This window comes from Bradyrhizobium sp. USDA 3364 (assembly GCF_054056355.1).
On record NZ_JBSRYG010000002.1, the window covers coordinates 3,319,162 to 3,335,370 of the forward strand.

The window sequence follows — 16,209 nt, forward strand, 5'->3', positions numbered from 1 at the left end:
AGACTATCGCGCATTCGGCGGGTCGTCATGATGAGGCCGCGCATCGCTCCATGGCGCTGACTGCAACGCGATCCAGGCGATTATTGCGCCGGGACGCGCTACCATGCCGTGCAGGTAGCAGAAATCAGGGAGCTATGCGTGACCGACACTGTCGCTTCGCCACGCGCGTCATCGACCAAGCGGCTCGAGCCCTTGCGCCATGTCGACGCAGGCGTGCTCAACATCGCCTATTACGAAGCCGGCCCGGCCGACGGTCCGGCGGTGCTGCTGATGCACGGCTTCCCCTACGACATCCACTCCTATGTCGACGTCGCGCCTGCCTTGGCGGCGCAGGGCTGCCGGGTCATCGTGCCCTATCTGCGCGGCTACGGACCGACCACGTTCCGCGACAAGGCGACGCCGCGTTCGGGCGAGCAGGCGGCGGTCGGCGCCGACATGATGGCGCTGATGGATGCGCTCGGCATCAGGCGCGCGGTATTCGCCGGCTATGACTGGGGCGGCCGCGCCGCCTCGATCGGTGCGGCGCTTTGGCCGGAACGATGCATCGGACTGGTCTGCACCAACGGCTACATGATCCAGGACATCGCGCATGCCATGGTGCCGGCGCGGCCGGAGCGCGAGGTGCCGCTGTGGTACCAGTACTACTTCCAGCTTGAACGCGGCCGGGCGGGGCTCGCCGCCAACCGGAGCGGCATCGCGCGGATCCTGTGGTCGCAATGGTCGCCAAGCTGGGCATTCGACGATGCCTGCTTCGAGCGGACCGCCGTCGCATTCGACAATCCCGATTATGTCGACGTGGTGATTCACAGCTACCGGCATCGCTACGGCGTTGTCGAAGGGGACCTGCAATATGCGGATTTGCAGCGGCGGCTGGACACGCTGCCTGTGATTACGGTCCCTACCATCACGCTCGACGGCGCCGATGACGGGGTGACAGCTGCCGCCGACGGCAGTGCCAGCGCAGCCAAGTACACGGCCCGCCGCGCCTATCGCGTGATCCCGCGCGCCGGCCACAATCTGCCGCAGGAAGCGCCGGAGACGTTTGCCGCGGCGGTGCTGGAGGTGATGACGACCTAGTGCCGCGGGCTGATCTTCCAGGCGATGGCGAGCGTCAGCAGCGTCAGTATGCCGCTGACCACCGCGGCAACCGGGATCGTCAGGGCCAGCGCCGCGGTTGCGGCCCAGCCGATCGAGCAGAACGCTTCCGCGAAGGTGGCGATCCGGGAGGAGGTCTGGCGCCGGCGGAACTGACTGCGCTTGGCCTGCGCGCGGAACCAGAGCTGGACGGCGGCGGCCGATGCGGTCGCGATCATGATCGCGATCGCCGTCACCGCGGCCTGCTGCGGCGAGGCAAACGCAAGTGCCGCCACCAGCGGCGCGAAGATGGCGGCGATGGCGATCAGGACGACCTCGATCTTGGCGCGCGTCACGCGTGACGGCGGCAGTGGTGCGGTCGCCACCAGATCGGGCGCGTCCTCGCCCGAGATGGTCAGCCAGGCAAGGCCGCCGGCGAGCTGGCCTGCGGCCATCACCACGACCGGCGTGATCAGCACGATCGCGGTCGACGTGCCGGAGAAGCTGCGCCACAACATCAGCGCCGGCGGCAGCAGATAGAGCATCTGCATCAGGCTCTGCGACAGTAGCCACGGATCGCGGCGCAGCAACAAAAACTCCTTGCGGCGCAGCGCCTGCTGCCGCGAGCCGGGGCGGAACGCGCGGGCGCGCCCCTGCGTGACCGCGGCCGGATTGGCGGCGACGCTTGCGACCGTGTCGGCAAATCGCGGTGCGAACACCGTCATCACGACGCCGAGCAACACGAGCGTTGCGGCCAGCAGCAGCAGCATGATATCGACGTCGCCGAGCGATGCGCGCGCCGGCCACCACAGCAGGCTGTCGGGGGCCGGCGCAATGCGTGCCGCGGTATCCGAGGTCAGAAAGTCAAAGCGCGACAGCGTGCCGTAGGACAGCACGGCGACGACCTGCAGTGCGATGACGAAGCCCGCGCCGATCACGGCGGAGACGATCTGCGCCACCAGCCGGGTCCGGCCCGGCCCGATCAGGCGAAACAGGAACGCGGTGACGGCGATCGCCGTGGCCGCCGCCGACACCCCGATCGCAAGCACGACGCCGAGGCCGGCGAGCCAGCGCGCCCCGCCGAGATACACCAGCACGTCGATGAACGGCGTCGACAGCAGCAGCGCCATGCTGCTCACCGTGAGCGCGATCGCGGCGATCCGGATCGAGAAGATGTTGGTGAGCTTCGCCGGCGACGACATGATGAGATCGAGATCGGCGCGGGCATAGAACACGCGGGTCACCGACTCGATCGCCTGCGACAGCATCAGCGCCCAGGCCAGGAAGATCGTCGCCGTCAGCACGATCAGCGAGGACGGATCGAGCGGAAACCGCAGGTCGGCATAGCGATGGACCACGGCGTAGGCCGGCAGATGCAGGATCGCCGCGAAGATCACGAGCCCGATCACGGCGCGATTGCGCCGACGCCGGCCGCCGGTCATCATCGCCAGCCATTCGCGCCAGGCTAGGCGGAATTCGTGGCGGGCAAACCAGCCGAGATGGACGACCGAGCTCACGCGGCCGCCGCTTCGGTATCGACCAGCGCGATGAACATGTCCTCGAGCGTGGTGTCGTTGCGGCCGTTCTGCGCGCGCAGCTCGGCCAGCGTGCCCTCGGCGATCAGCCTGCCGGCCGCGATCACGCCGATGCGGTCGGCCATGCGCTCGGCGACTTCCAGAATATGCGTCGTCATGATCACTGTGCAGCCAGTGCGGACGCGCTCCTGCAGCAACCCCTTGACGTGACGCGCCGACAGCGCGTCGAGGCCGGTCAGCGGTTCATCGAGAATGATCAGGCGCGGCTCGTGCACCAGCGCGCCGGCCAGCGCCACCTTCTGGCGCATGCCCTTGGAGAAACCCTCGCAGCGCTCGTTGAGATGCGGCTCGAGCCCGAGCGAGATCAGGAGATTGCGCGCCGACTTCTCCGAGGTGCGGGGATCGATGCCCCACAGGCCGGCGACGAACTCGAGATATTCCAGCGGCGTCAGCTTGTCATAGATCATCGGCTCGTCGGACACCCAGGCCATGATCTGCTTGGCTGAGACCGGATCGGCCAGCGCATCGATACCGAGGACCGATACCGAGCCGGCATCGGGCCGCAGCAGCCCTGCCACCATGCGCAGCGTCGTCGTCTTGCCCGCGCCGTTCGGTCCGAGCAGCGCATAGAACTCGCCGACACGGATGGTGAGATCGAGCGCGTCGACCGCCGGGCGGTCAAAACGCTTGGTTAACCCTCGCACGGCGAGTGCGGACAGTTGCGATGTCATGGTGTGTGGGCGATCCGGAATTTCGCTCGTCGGTTGCGTAGCTTGGATAAAAACCGTTTCGGTGCAGTGAATCGCACGGGACAAATCGGAAGCGATATCCGTATTAGTCCGTGCTGCGGCAAATCTCCGCAAATGTGATGATATAGCCGGATCAGGGGTTTGTTGACAGGGATCGGGCCTTTTGGCTCAATCGGGGCTGGACATAGGCGGCCTTCAGCGCTTCGGACACAAGGGCGTGAAGGCGGGATGCGACGAGCGATCGGATAAGAATCGCCGGGCATCGGGGAGGGAACGATGCTGGACTTTGTTCAGCAGCTCGTCAGCGGCATTGCGCTCGGCTGCGTTTACGGCCTGATCGCGCTTGGCTTCGTGCTGGTCTACAAGGCAACCGAGGTCGTCAATTTCGCGCAAGGCGATCTGATGATGCTGGGCGGCTTTTTCGCCTTCACCTTCATCGGCATGCTCGGACTGAATTACTGGATCGGCTTCGCCGGCGCGGTGATCTGCATGGCACTGTTCGGCATGCTGGCCGAGCGGCTCGTGGTGCGGCCGATCCTCGGCTATCCGCAGTTCTCCATCATCATGGCGACGATCGGGCTCGGCTATTTCCTGCGCTCGATCGCCGGCATGATCTGGGGCACCGACGACTTCAAGATCGAGACGCCGTTCAGCCAGGGCGTGCTGCGGATCGGCAGCCTGGTGCTAGCCTATGACAAATTGTCGGTGATCGCGGCGACCATCATCCTGTGCGCGCTGCTCTACCTGTTCTTCAACCGCACCACGCTCGGCACCGCGATGCGCGCCAGCTCCGAGAACATGCTGGCTGCCTATTACATGGGCATCCCGGTCAAGCGCGTGGTCTCGATCGTCTGGGCGATCTCGGCGGCGGTGGCGACCTGTGCCGGCGTGCTGCTGGCGCCGATCACCTTCATCCATTCCAATGTCGGCCTGGTGCTCGGGCTGAAGGCGTTTCCGGCCGCCGTGCTCGGCGGCTTCGGCTCGATCCCGGGCGCGGTGGTCGGCGGCGTCCTGATCGGCGTGATCGAGAGCATGGCCGGCTTCTACCTGCCGCAGGGATGGAAGGACGTCGCGCCCTATCTCGTGCTGCTCGCGGTCCTGCTGCTCAAGCCCGAGGGCCTGTTCGGCCTTCACGTCCGGAAAAAGGTCTGAGGAGCGACGCATGCGGTTTCTCTTCAAGACCAGCTACGAAGACGACATCAGGCTGTTCTCGCATTCCGGCTACGTCTATTCCTACGGCCTGTTGCTGGCGGTGCTGCTGATCGCGCCCTATGTGCTCTCCAGCTATCTGATGAGCCAGCTCGTCTTCGTCTGCATCTATGCGACCGTCGGCGTCGGGTTGATGATCCTGACCGGCTTCACCGGACAGGCCTCGCTCGGCCATGCCGCGTTTCTCGCGATCGGCGCCTACACCGCGGCCTATCTGCAGCAATTCAACGTGCCGTTTCCGGTCTATTTCCTCGCCGCGGGGTTGCTCACCGGCGTGGTCGGCGCGCTGGTCGGATTTCCCGCGCTGCGGCTGCAAGGCATTTATCTCGTCATCGCGACGATCTCGTTTGCCTTCATCGTCGAGGAAATCCTGGCGCGCTGGGAAACCGTGACCAACGGCAATGAGGGCATGCGGATCAAGACCATGCAGCTGCTCGGCACCACGGTGTCGCGCGACGGCCCGACCTTCTACTATCTCTGCCTGGCGGTGCTGGTGCTGACCATCGTCGGCACGCTCAATCTGCTGCGTTCGCCGACCGGGCGTGCCTTTGTCGCGATCCGCGACAGCGAGACCGCGGCGCGCAGCATGGGGATCAATGTCGCGCTCTACAAGGTGAAGTCGTTCGCGATCTCGGCGGCGATCACCGGTTTTGCCGGCGTGCTGTTCGCCCACAAGCTCTCCTTCATTTCGCCCGAGATGTTCACTTTGCAGCTATCGATCGAGTTCATCATCGTGATCCTGATCGGCGGCACGTTCAGCCTGCATGGTGCAGTGCTGGGTGCGATCTTCCTGGTCATGATCGATCCGTTCCTGACCTATCTGAAGGACGACATGCCCGGCGTGATCGGCGGCGTCGCGGCGACCCTGGGCGCCGGCACCGACCGCGCGGGGCACATCCAGGACGCGGTCGCGGCCGTTGCTTCCGCCAACGGGCTGAAGGGTGCGATCTACGGCATCATCATCGTGGGGTTCGTGCTCTTTGAGCCCTTGGGACTTTATGGCCGCTGGCTCAAGATCAAGCTCTTCTTCCAGCTGTTCCCGCTGTACAAGCGCGCGACCTTCAAGCGGCAGAAGATCTATGTGAAATCGGAGCGGAACCGATGAGCTATTTCCGCGCCGAGAACCTGTCGCTGCATTTCGGCGGCCTCAAGGCGGTCGATGCCGTCAGCTTCGCGGTCGAGAAGGGCGAGATCCTGTCGATCATCGGGCCCAACGGAGCCGGCAAGAGCTCGATCTTCAACCTGATCTCGCGGATCTACCAGCCGACCTCGGGCAGGATCTTCTTCGAGGACCAGGACATCACCCAGGAGCCGGCCTACGATATCGCCAAGCTTGGCATCGCGCGCACCTTCCAGAACATCGAGCTGTTCGAGAATGCGACCGTGTTGAGCAATCTCCTGGTCGGCCGCCATCGCCATTCCACCAGCCGGCTCTGGCAGGAGCTGTTGTTCCTGCCGAGCGTCCGCGCCGGCGAGAAGGCGCATCGCCGCCGGGTCGAGCAGGTGATCGAATTCCTCGATCTCGAGCCCTACCGCGACAAGCTGATCTCCGGCCTGCCTTACGGCGTGCGGAAGGTGATCGAGCTGGCGCGGGCGCTGTGCTCGGAGCCGAAGCTGATCCTGCTCGATGAGCCGTCGTCCGGCCTCAATGTCGAGGAGACCGACGACATGTCGTTCTGGATCCGCGACATGAAGAGCGAGCTCGGCATCACCGTACTGATGGTCGAGCACGACATGACGCTGGTCAACCGGGTGTCCGACCGCGTCATCGCGCTGAACTACGGCCGCGTGCTGGCGATGGGCTCGCCGTCCGAGGTGCAGCACCATCCCGACGTCGTCGCGGCCTATCTGGGCGCATGAGGATGATGGCATGAGCGCGGCGGACATCATCCTGAAGCTCTCCAACATCGAAAGCTATTATGGGCCGATCATGGCGATCCGCGGCATCAGCCTCGAGGTGCCGCGCGGCCAGATCGTGACGCTGCTCGGCGCCAACGGCGCCGGCAAGACCACGGTGCTGAAGACGATCTCCGGCATCCTCGACCCGCAGAAGGGCTCGATCGAATTCCTCGGCAAGCCGGTCCAGCGCATGGAGGCCGACCGGATCGTGCGGCTCGGCCTCAGCCATGTGCCGGAAGGCCGCGAGGTGTTTCCGTTCCTGTCGGTGCGCGAGAACCTGATGATGGGCGCTTATCTGCGCAAGGACCGCGACGGTGTGGCGCAGGACCTTGAGCGCGTCTACGGCTATTTTCCCCGGTTGAAGGAGCGGCTCGGTCAGCCGGCCGGGCAGCTTTCGGGCGGCGAGCAGCAGATGCTCGCGATCGGCCGCGCGTTGATGAACCGGCCGACGCTGCTGCTGCTGGATGAGCCGTCCCTTGGGCTGTCGCCGATCCTGGTGAAGGAGATCTTCACCATCATCCGCCGCGTCAATGAGGAACAGGGCATGTCGATCCTGCTGGTAGAGCAGAATGCCAAGATCGCGCTGGAGACGGCGCACTACGGCTATGTGCTGGAGATCGGCCGCGTCGTCATGAACGACACCTGCGAGCGGCTGATGAATTCACCCGATATCCAGGAGTTCTATCTCGGCGCCAAGGAAGCCGGCGCGCGGGGCGAGCGGCGCTGGAAAAAGAAGAAGACGTGGCGGTGACGCCGAGGAAGGTTTGGCACTGAGAGACGGTTGGAGCTAGATTTCAGGCCTGTTTCGCGAACAAGACCGGCACTCGATCCGGCGCGTGAGACGGGCGGCAGAGGAGGGAGCGCGCGTGGCAGGACCAGCGGTGCTGACGGTTGCCGACACGATCGCGAGGAGCTTTCTGCTCGCGGTCCAGACGCGTGGCGACAGGCCCGCGATCCGCGAGAAGAAGTTCGGCATCTGGCAGCCGACCAGCTGGCGCGAATGGCTGCAGATCTCCAAGGACATCGCCTACGGCCTGCACGCGACCGGATTCCGCTCCGGCGACGTCGCCTCGATCGTCGCCAACGCGGTGCCGGAATGGGTCTATGCCGACATGGGCATCCTGTGCGCCGGCGGCGTCTCCTCCGGCATCTACCCGACCGATTCGGCGGCGCAGGTCGAATACCTCGTCAATGATTCCCGCACCCGAGTGATCTTCGTCGAGGACGAGGAGCAGCTCGACAAGGTGCTGACCTGCCGGTCGCGCTGCCCGACGCTGGAAAAGATCGTCGTGTTCGACATGGAAGGCCTGAGCGGATTTTCCGATCCGATGGTGCTGTCGCTCGGCGAATTCACGACGCTCGGCCGCAATCATGCGTGGGGCAATGCGGCGCTGTGGGACGAGATGACCGGCAGCCGCACCGCTGCCGACCTCGCGATCCTGGTCTACACGTCGGGCACCACGGGCCCGCCCAAGGGCGCGATGCATTCCAACCGCAGCGTGACGCACCAGATGCGCCACGCCAACGATCTCTACCCCTCGACCGACAGCGAGGAGCGGCTGGTGTTCCTGCCGCTCTGCCACGTCGCCGAGCGGGTCGGCGGCTACTACATCTCGCTCGCGCTCGGCTCGGTGATGAATTTTGCCGAGAGCCCGGAGACGGTGCCGGACAATCTGCGCGAGGTGCAGCCGACCGCATTCCTCGCGGTGCCCAGGATCTGGGAGAAGTTCTATTCCGGCATCACCATCGCGCTGAAGGACGCGACCCCGTTCCAGAACTGGATGTATGCCCGCGCGCTCGCGGTCGGCAATCGCATGACAGACTGCCGGCTGGAGGGCGAGACGCCGCCGCTGTCGCTGCGGCTCGCCAACCGCGCGGCCTACTGGCTGGTGTTCCGCAACATCCGCCGCATGCTCGGGCTCGACCGCTGCCGGATCGCGCTGACCGGCGCCGCGCCGATCTCGCCGGATCTGATCCGCTGGTACCTCGCGCTCGGCATCGACATGCGCGAGGTCTACGGCCAGACCGAGAATTGCGGCGTCGCGACCATGATGCCGGCGGATCGCATCAAGCTCGGCTCGGTCGGCAAGGCCGCGCCCTGGGGCGAGGTGATGATCTGCCCGAAGGGCGAGATCCTGATCAAGGGCGACTTCCTCTTCATGGGCTATCTCAACCAGCCGGAGAAGACCGCCGAGACGATCGACGCGAAGGGCTGGCTGCACACCGGCGACGTCGGCGCGATCGACAATGAAGGCTATGTCAAGATCACCGACCGGATGAAGGACATCATCATCACCTCCGGCGGCAAGAACGTCACGCCGTCCGAGATCGAGAACCAGCTCAAATTCTCCCCCTACGTCTCGGATGCGGTCGTGATCGGCGACAAGCGGCCGTACCTCACCTGCCTGATCATGATCGATCAGGAGAATGTCGAGAAATACGCCCAGGATCACGACATCCCCTTCACCAATTACGCGAGCCTGTGCCGTGCCCGCGAGGTGCAGGATCTGATCCGGCGCGAGGTCGAGGCGGTCAACGCGAAATTCGCGCGGGTCGAGACCATCAAGAAATTCTTCCTGATCGAGCGCCAGCTCACGCCGGAGGACGAGGAGTTGACGCCGACCATGAAGCTGAAGCGCAGCTTCGTGAACAAGCGCTACGCGGCCGAGATCGACGCCATGTACGGCGAACGGGCGGTCACATAGAGCATGATCCGGAAAAGTGTGAAGCGGTTTTCCGGATAGATCATGCTCAAGAAGAAACGCGGCGATCTGGAATTGGCGAAGGAGCGATAAGGCCCGACCCTTCGCGCAACATGGGCCTTTGTAAGGAGGAGACTGCAATGTCGAAATCGCTGAAGGCGCTGGGCCTTGCGGTGAGCGCGCTGGCGCTGACCTGTCTGCCGGCCGCAGCCCAGACCAAGGTCACCAATGAAGGTATCTCGCCGACCGAGATCGTGATCGGAACGCATCAGGATTTGTCCGGCCCGATCAAGGTCTGGGGCGTTCCGGTGTCCAACGGCATGAAGATGGCGGTTGAGGAGATCAACGCCGGCGGCGGCATCAACGGCCGCAAGATCAAGATGATCCTGGAGGACAACGGCTACGACCCGAAGAAGGCGGTGCTGGCCTCGCAGAAGATGGTCGAGCGCGACAAGGTATTCGCGATGATCGGCCCGATGGGATCGCCGACGGTGCTCGCCGCGCAGGACATCCTGTTCGATGCCGGCGTGCTGCAACTGTTCCCGCTGACGGCCGCCGAGTTCACCTTCAAGTTCGATCCGGCCAAGCCGCAGGAGCGGCTAAAGTTCAACAACCTCCTGCCCTATGTCGAGAGCACGCGTGCCGCGCTCAAATACATGATGGAGTGGAAGAACTTCAAGAAGCCCTGCATCATGCATCAGGACGACGAGTACGGCAAAAACGTGCTCGACGGCTTCAACCAGCAGCTCGCGGCAATGAAGGTGCAGCCGACCTCGGTTACGAGCTACAAGCGCGGCGCCTCCGACTTCTCGGCGCAGGTCGCCAAGATGAAATCCGACGGCTGCGATCTCGTCGTGCTCGGGACCGTGATCCGCGAGACGATCGGCGCGATGAGCGAGGCCAGGAAGCTCGGCTGGGACGTCACCTTCCTCGGCGCCACGCCGACCAACGTGCTCGAAGTGCCGACGCTCGGCAAGGAAGCCGTGGAAGGTCTCTATGCGGCTTCGGGCTTCGAGATTCCCTACGAGGATACGGCCAAGGGCAAGGTGAAGGACTGGCTGGTCAACTACAAGAAGATGTTCAACGCCGACGCCAATACGCAGGCAATCATCGGCTACAACGCGGTGATGACCTTCGCCTTCTACGCGCAGAAGGCGGGCAAGGATCTCACCGGCCAGAAGATGCTGGATTCGCTGGAGTCAGGCGACAAGTTCCTCGACATCTTCAACTCGCCGCCGACCAAGTTCTCCAAGACCGATCATCTCGCCAACACCATCACCCAGGTGCAGCAGGTCAAGGCCGGCCGCTGGATTCTGGTGAAGGATAATTTGATGTTCTGAGGTATTGGCTCAGCACCGGCGCCCGTCATTGCGAGCCATCCGGTCGGCGCGAAGCGCCGCCGGATGACAGGCTCCGCGAAGCAATCCATCTCTCCGCGGCGGAAACATGGATTGCTTCGTCGCTTCGCTCCTCGCAATGACGGTCGATGCTGATTGCGGCCCGCGCCGGCCAACCGCCTCTCAATGGACCCGCACCGCCGGCCGCCACGCGGCCTCGGCGACGAGCGGCGCATCGACATAGCGGCTGACGCCAGCCTGGTCGATCACGAAGGTCGGCCGGAAACTCCTGATGTCGGTGTCCTCGATCATCGCCATGCGGCGGTTGTCGAGCGTGAGCCAGTGGCCGTCGAGCCGCGCGGCGGCCACCGCATGGTCCTCGCCGCCGAGCAGGTCATGCATGACGACGATGCGCAAATCCTCCGGCGCGACGCCGGCCTGGCGCAGCGCCACGAATTTCGCGATCGCATAGTCCTCGCAATCGCCTCTGCCGCGCGCGAAGGTGGCGAGCGGCGTGGCCCAGACGTCGGGTTCGCCGTAAGCCGCGAGATCGCTGCCCGGGCGGATCGCGAGATTGATCGCGCGGTTGATCTCGCCGAGACGGGCGCGCCCGTTGCGTGCCCGCCCGGCATCGACGATCGCCAGGAACCGCAGCGCCTCCGGCGAGGCGCAACCCGCGCGGTCGCTCTCGCAGGCTGCGAGCTGCACCAATTCATCGGCAAGCTGGCGTTGCACGCCGAGCCATTTGTCGTGCAGGCCGCCGCCGGCGAGCAGGCTGGTCGCCCGGCCGAACGGCTCGGTCGATTTCCTGATCAGCGTCGACGGGCCGGGAGAAAGCAGCGAGGCGGCGTTGAGCTCGGCAACCGGCGCGGCCAGGCCGAAGCCGAGCATGACCGCACGCAGCGCAAGCGAGCGAAGCGAGAATCCCATGTGACACCCCCTGTCCGCTCATCGGCGGGTGGACACTACACCGCACACGCGACCGGATCGTTTCATCCCGGCAGCATGACCATCGATCCCTTCGAATCGACTTAAAATGTGGGGAATCCGCCCAGCAGGCTGAAGGCCGCGTGGTTCGGGTCCCGAAAACTTTACCGGTTTGTGAAACGGACTGGCGAACCTTTTTCCACTGCGAAACGCCTCATCCTTGCCTTCTGGTTAACCCGGCCGTCGCGCACGGGAACTCTGCGATTTGTAAGCCAAGTCACAGCTTTAGCCGGAAAAATGGGGTCAAATGCCCTCTCGGGGCTGTGGGGAAATAAAGGCAAGTACAGAAATGCCAGTCAATACCACGAATACGTGGCTCGGTACGCATCTTGGCCTAAATCCTATCTCATGGTACCGTCAGATAAGTCCGAACTACACGACTCATCTGAGAGTGAGCCAAATCACACCCGCTCAAACCGCGCAATCTGAGCACCTTGCGAAAGCACAGGATGGTTTCGCGAAGCTTTATCCGATGATATGCAGGCGTAATCATTCGGATATTTCAGAAATATTAACCCTCGTGCGGTGATCCGCAGTGAACTTTGTCGAGAAATTCGACGGCCATTTGCCGAGCGCGGACGCTTATGCCCGCGGATCGGTATACGTCGAAAGCGTTACCTCGAATGCTCCGCCCGGCGCGATCACGGTCGACGACGGGCACTTGCTGTTCACCGGCGACTTCAAGCGGACCGGGCTCGACCTCGTCATCGCGAAGGACGATCGAGAACTCGTCCTGCACGACTATTTCAAGGGCGAGAAGCGCGCGCCGCTGGCGTCGCCTGACGGCGCCCATCTCACCGGCGACCTCGTCAACGCACTCACCGGCTACACCCAATATGCGCAGGCCGGCGGCGCCGCGGAACCAGCCAAGGTCATCGGCCATGTCACCAAGCTGGCGGGCAGCGCCACCGCCATCCGCAACGGCGTTGCGATCGTCCTGAACCAGGGCGACAACGTCAACAAGGGTGACGTGGTGCAGTCCGGCAGCGACTCGACGCTCGGCATCACCTTCATCGACGGCACCGTGTTCGGTCTCGGACCGAACGCCAAGATGGTGCTGAACGAGATGATCTACGACCCGAACGGGTCGAGCAATTCGTCGTTGATGAGCCTCGTCTCGGGCACCATCTCGTTCGTTGCCGGCGCGACCGCCAAGCATGGCGACATGAAGGTCGATACACCGGTCGCGACCATGGGCATCCGCGGCACCGCGGTGCTGGTCGAGATCGATTTCGACGTGCAGGGCACGGGTGGCGTGCCGCCGGCCAAATTCCAGGTGCTGGTCGAGCCGGACGGTAGCACCGGCTCCTACATCCTGTTCGACAAGACGACGCTCAATCCGATCGCAACCGTCGATCAGGCCGGCACCCAGACCATCGTCAACGGCCAGGGCAGCGTCAGCTTCGTCTCGTCGGCGCAACTGTCGGCCGATGCGCAGAAGCTGATCTCCGACGTCTTCGCGCTGAAGTTCACCGACAACTCGAATCCCAACACCAAGCTCACGACGAACTTCACCGACAGCGTCGTGCCGGTCACGATCGGCCTCAAGCTCGCGACCGGCGACGTCATTGTGCCGACAAGCTTTCTGCTGGGCTTGATCGGCAATACCGGATCACAGGCAGCACCCATCAAGTCCGACCACATCGCGGGGCCGCCGCATGTCGTGACCCAGAATGGGGCGTTCACCGAACAAGCCGGGCAGATCCATAGCGCGCTGCCCGACACGGTGAGCGGCCAGATCACTTGGGTGGACGTCAATCTCGGTGACAAGCCGACTGCAATCGTCAACTTCAGCACGTTCAGCTACCACGACGCCAGCGGCAATGATGTCACCTCGTCGCTGACGGCGGCCGAACAGGCGGCGATCGCGGCTGTCGAGATCCCGGTGCAGCTCGAGCCCAATCCGCTGAACAGCAACATCGGCTCGGCGACCTGGACCTACAGCCTTGCCGACGGCGCCTTCGACTTCCTCGCCGCCGGCGAAACGCTGACGCTCACCTACATCGTGCGCGTCGACAACAACTATCCGCTGAGCAACGAGACCGCGTTCAAGACCATCACCATCACGATCACCGGCACCAACGACACGCCGGTGGTGACATCAGCGCCGCAGGCGGGTTCGATCACCGAACTGCCGTGGACGACGAATTCCGCCGCGCCGGACACGGCGCAGGGTACGGTCACGTTCACCGATGCGGACCTGACCGACACGCACACGGTCACCATCACCGGCGTCACCGAGGCCGGCGTCACCACCGGACTTGCCAACCAGGCCACCGTGCTGAGCTGGTTGTCGCTGGGCGCGCTGACCGACTCGACCGATGGCGTGACGGGTTCGCGCGCCTGGACGTTCTCGGCAGCCGACAAGAGTTTCGACTATCTCGCCGCCGGCGAGACGCTGACTCTAACGTACACGATCCAGATCGACGATCATCATGGCGGCATCGTCACCCTTCCGGTTACGATCACGATCGTCGGCACCGACGACAAGCCGGTGATCACGTCGCCGACCCAGGCCGCCGCCATCACGGAAGCCCCGGAGACGACCGGCTCGGTGAACCAAGATACCGCGTCAGGCACCCTGACCTTCACCGATGTGGATCTCAGCGACACCCACAGCGTCACCGTGGCAGGCGTCTCCGAAACGGGCGTGACCGCGGGGCTTCCCGATCAGGCGACGATCCTGAGCTGGATGACGCTCGGCGTGCTGAAGGATTCGACCGGCGGCGTGACCGGATCGCGCGGCTGGAGCTTCTCGGCCGCCGACAAGGATTTCGACTATCTCGCGGCCGGCGAGAAGCTGACATTGACTTACCTGATCCAGGTCGACGACCATCATGGCGGCGTCGTCACCCAACCGGTCACCATTACCATCACCGGCACCAACGACGTCCCGACCTTCACGTCGGAGCCGCCGACAGCCACCATTGCCGAGCAGCCCGACACGACGGGGTCCTCCAAGCCGGACATCGCCGCCGGCGTGGTGGCGTTTGCCGACGTCGATCTCAGCGACACCCACACCGTCTCGATCACGGGCGTGACCGAGTCCGGGACGACCACGGGCCTGCCCGAGGACGAGTCCACGGTCCTGAACTGGCTGTCGCTGGGGATGCTGACGGATTCGACCGGCGGGGTCGCCGGATCGCAGGCCTGGACCTTCTCGGCCGCGGACCAGAGTTTCGACTATCTCGCCGCCGGCGAGACGCTGACGCTGACCTACGCGGTCCAGGTGGACGACCATCATGGCGGCGTCATCACCGAGCCGGTGAAGATCACGATTACCGGCAGCAATGACGGGCCGACCGTGACCTCGGAGGCGCAGGCGGCCACCATCGCCGAGCAGCCCGACACGACGGGGTCATCCAAGCCGGACGCCGCAACGGGCACGGTGACGTTCACCGATGTGGACCTCAGCGACACCCACATTATGACCATCACCGGAGTGGTCGAATCCGGGGCGATCACGGGCCTGCCCGAGGACGAGTCCACCATCCTCAACTGGCTGTCGCTGGGCGCGTTGACGGATGCCACCAATGGCGGGATCGGATCGTCTACCTGGACGTTCTCGGCCGCGGATCAGAATTTCGACTATCTCGCGGCCGGCGAAACGCTGACGCTGACCTACACGATCCAGATCGACGATCATCATGGCGGCGTCATCATCGAGCCCGTGACGATCACGATCAACGGCGCCAACGATGCGCCGACGCTCGCGGCCGTCAATGCCGGTACGCTCACCGATACCGCTGACAGCGACACGTTCAGCCCGCTCACCGGCACGCTGCATGGCCACGACGTCGACGATGGCGAGACGGCGACGCTGACCTATGCCGCAGTCAATTCGGACCACGCCGCGGTGACGCAGATCTCAGGCCTCTACGGCCTGCTCACGGTCAACCCGGACGGCACCTACAGCTATGTCCCCGACGCCGCCGCGATCAACGCGCTGGGCAAGGGGACCTTTGCCGATACCTTCACCGTCGAGACGATCGATGCGCATGGTGCGACCGGGACGGCGACGCTGACGGTCGATGTCATCGGCGCCAACGACACGCCTGTGATCCATACGGACAACATCAGCATCATTGAAAATCCAAACGGCACCGAGACGATCTCCGGCCTGACCGTGACCGACGTCGATGCAACGGCCACCGAGAATTTCTTGCTGGCGGCCACGACGACCGGCTCGGGCAGCAGCGTGACACCCCCTGAGCAGGCCGGCCATTTGGCCGATCTCAACGCAGCGCTCGCATCGGCGGCGCTCACCTATCACCCGGGCACCGCGCCGACCGACACGGTCACGCTCTCCGCGACCGACGGCAACGGCGCGAGCGATACGGTCAACCTGATCTTCAACGTCCAGCAAAATCCGACCGCGCCGGTGACGCTGACGAGCACCGAGGGCAAGGACGTGCTGTTCGGGACGGCGGGTTACCAGGACCAGTTCGTGTTCGCGCCGAACTCCAACCATGACACGATCCTGAACTTCAAGCCCGGCCTCGACCAGATCGACCTCACTTCGGTCGTGTCGACGGGCAGTGTCGATACCTGGATCAGCCAGCACGTCGCGGTGTCGCCGACCAACGCGGCGGATACGTTGATCACCATCGACGGCGCGGACACCATCACGCTTCGTAACGTCACCCCCGCGCAGCTCGGCCACAACGACTTCCTGCTTCACGTCACGTGATGGAGGTGCGGCCGTGCCGCCATCGGC

The 16,209-nt window shown here is 64.3% G+C and carries 11 protein-coding genes; 8 read left to right on the forward strand and 3 right to left on the reverse strand.

The features are described from left to right. Positions 1 to 138: 138 nt before the first annotated feature. Positions 139 to 1,077, forward strand: a complete 939-nt coding sequence (locus ACVILL_RS15545) for an alpha/beta fold hydrolase (RefSeq protein ID WP_456729854.1) — start codon at positions 139 to 141, stop codon at positions 1,075 to 1,077. On the opposite strand, the gene ACVILL_RS15550 is transcribed toward ACVILL_RS15545, so the two are convergent. After that, positions 1,074 to 2,591 (reverse strand): permease, encoded by a 1,518-nt coding sequence (locus tag ACVILL_RS15550; protein WP_456729855.1) that lies wholly within the window; start codon positions 2,589 to 2,591, stop codon positions 1,074 to 1,076. The genes ACVILL_RS15545 and ACVILL_RS15550 overlap by 4 nt on opposite strands. Then, the gene (locus ACVILL_RS15555) at positions 2,588 to 3,340 is read right to left on the reverse strand and encodes an ABC transporter ATP-binding protein (RefSeq protein WP_456729856.1); all 753 of its coding nucleotides are present in this window, start codon (positions 3,338 to 3,340) and stop codon (positions 2,588 to 2,590) included. Before ACVILL_RS15555 ends, ACVILL_RS15550 begins: the two co-directional genes overlap by 4 nt. Before the next feature lie 294 nt (positions 3,341 to 3,634). Here ACVILL_RS15555 and ACVILL_RS15560 point away from each other — a divergent pair, with 294 nt between their 5' ends. The 6 genes from ACVILL_RS15560 to ACVILL_RS15585 all read left to right on the forward strand — a co-directional run bounded on the left by ACVILL_RS15560 (position 3,635) and on the right by ACVILL_RS15585 (position 10,508). Continuing rightward, positions 3,635 to 4,510 (forward strand): branched-chain amino acid ABC transporter permease, encoded by an 876-nt coding sequence (locus ACVILL_RS15560; protein ID WP_456729857.1) that lies wholly within the window; start codon positions 3,635 to 3,637, stop codon positions 4,508 to 4,510. Between the two features lie 10 nt (positions 4,511 to 4,520). Beyond that, positions 4,521 to 5,672, forward strand: coding sequence for a branched-chain amino acid ABC transporter permease (locus ACVILL_RS15565; protein ID WP_456729858.1), 1,152 nt, complete (start codon positions 4,521 to 4,523; stop codon positions 5,670 to 5,672). After that, complete coding sequence (locus ACVILL_RS15570) at positions 5,669 to 6,427, forward strand: ABC transporter ATP-binding protein (protein WP_456729859.1); 759 nt, start codon at positions 5,669 to 5,671, stop codon at positions 6,425 to 6,427. Before ACVILL_RS15565 ends, ACVILL_RS15570 begins: the two co-directional genes overlap by 4 nt. A 10-nt stretch (positions 6,428 to 6,437) precedes the next feature. Beyond that, the gene (locus ACVILL_RS15575; RefSeq protein WP_456729860.1) at positions 6,438 to 7,217 is read left to right on the forward strand and encodes an ABC transporter ATP-binding protein; all 780 of its coding nucleotides are present in this window, start codon (positions 6,438 to 6,440) and stop codon (positions 7,215 to 7,217) included. 115 nt (positions 7,218 to 7,332) lie between these two features. Further along, a complete protein-coding gene (locus ACVILL_RS15580) occupies positions 7,333 to 9,171 on the forward strand; it encodes an AMP-dependent synthetase/ligase (RefSeq protein WP_456729861.1) in 1,839 nt (612 codons plus the stop codon). Between the two features lie 137 nt (positions 9,172 to 9,308). Further along, positions 9,309 to 10,508: an ABC transporter substrate-binding protein gene (locus ACVILL_RS15585; protein ID WP_456729862.1), complete on the forward strand. Its 1,200-nt coding sequence runs from the start codon at positions 9,309 to 9,311 to the stop codon at positions 10,506 to 10,508. A gap of 180 nt (positions 10,509 to 10,688) precedes the next feature. On the opposite strand, the gene ACVILL_RS15590 is transcribed toward ACVILL_RS15585, so the two are convergent. Continuing rightward, positions 10,689 to 11,435 carry a transglutaminase-like cysteine peptidase gene (locus ACVILL_RS15590; protein ID WP_456729863.1) on the reverse strand — a complete coding sequence of 249 codons (747 nt, stop codon included), beginning with the start codon at positions 11,433 to 11,435 and terminating at the stop codon, positions 10,689 to 10,691. A gap of 592 nt (positions 11,436 to 12,027) precedes the next feature. Between ACVILL_RS15590 and ACVILL_RS15595 the strand changes: the two genes are divergently transcribed. Beyond that, complete coding sequence (locus ACVILL_RS15595; RefSeq protein ID WP_456729864.1) at positions 12,028 to 16,182, forward strand: VCBS domain-containing protein; 4,155 nt, start codon at positions 12,028 to 12,030, stop codon at positions 16,180 to 16,182. Positions 16,183 to 16,209 lie beyond the last annotated feature (27 nt).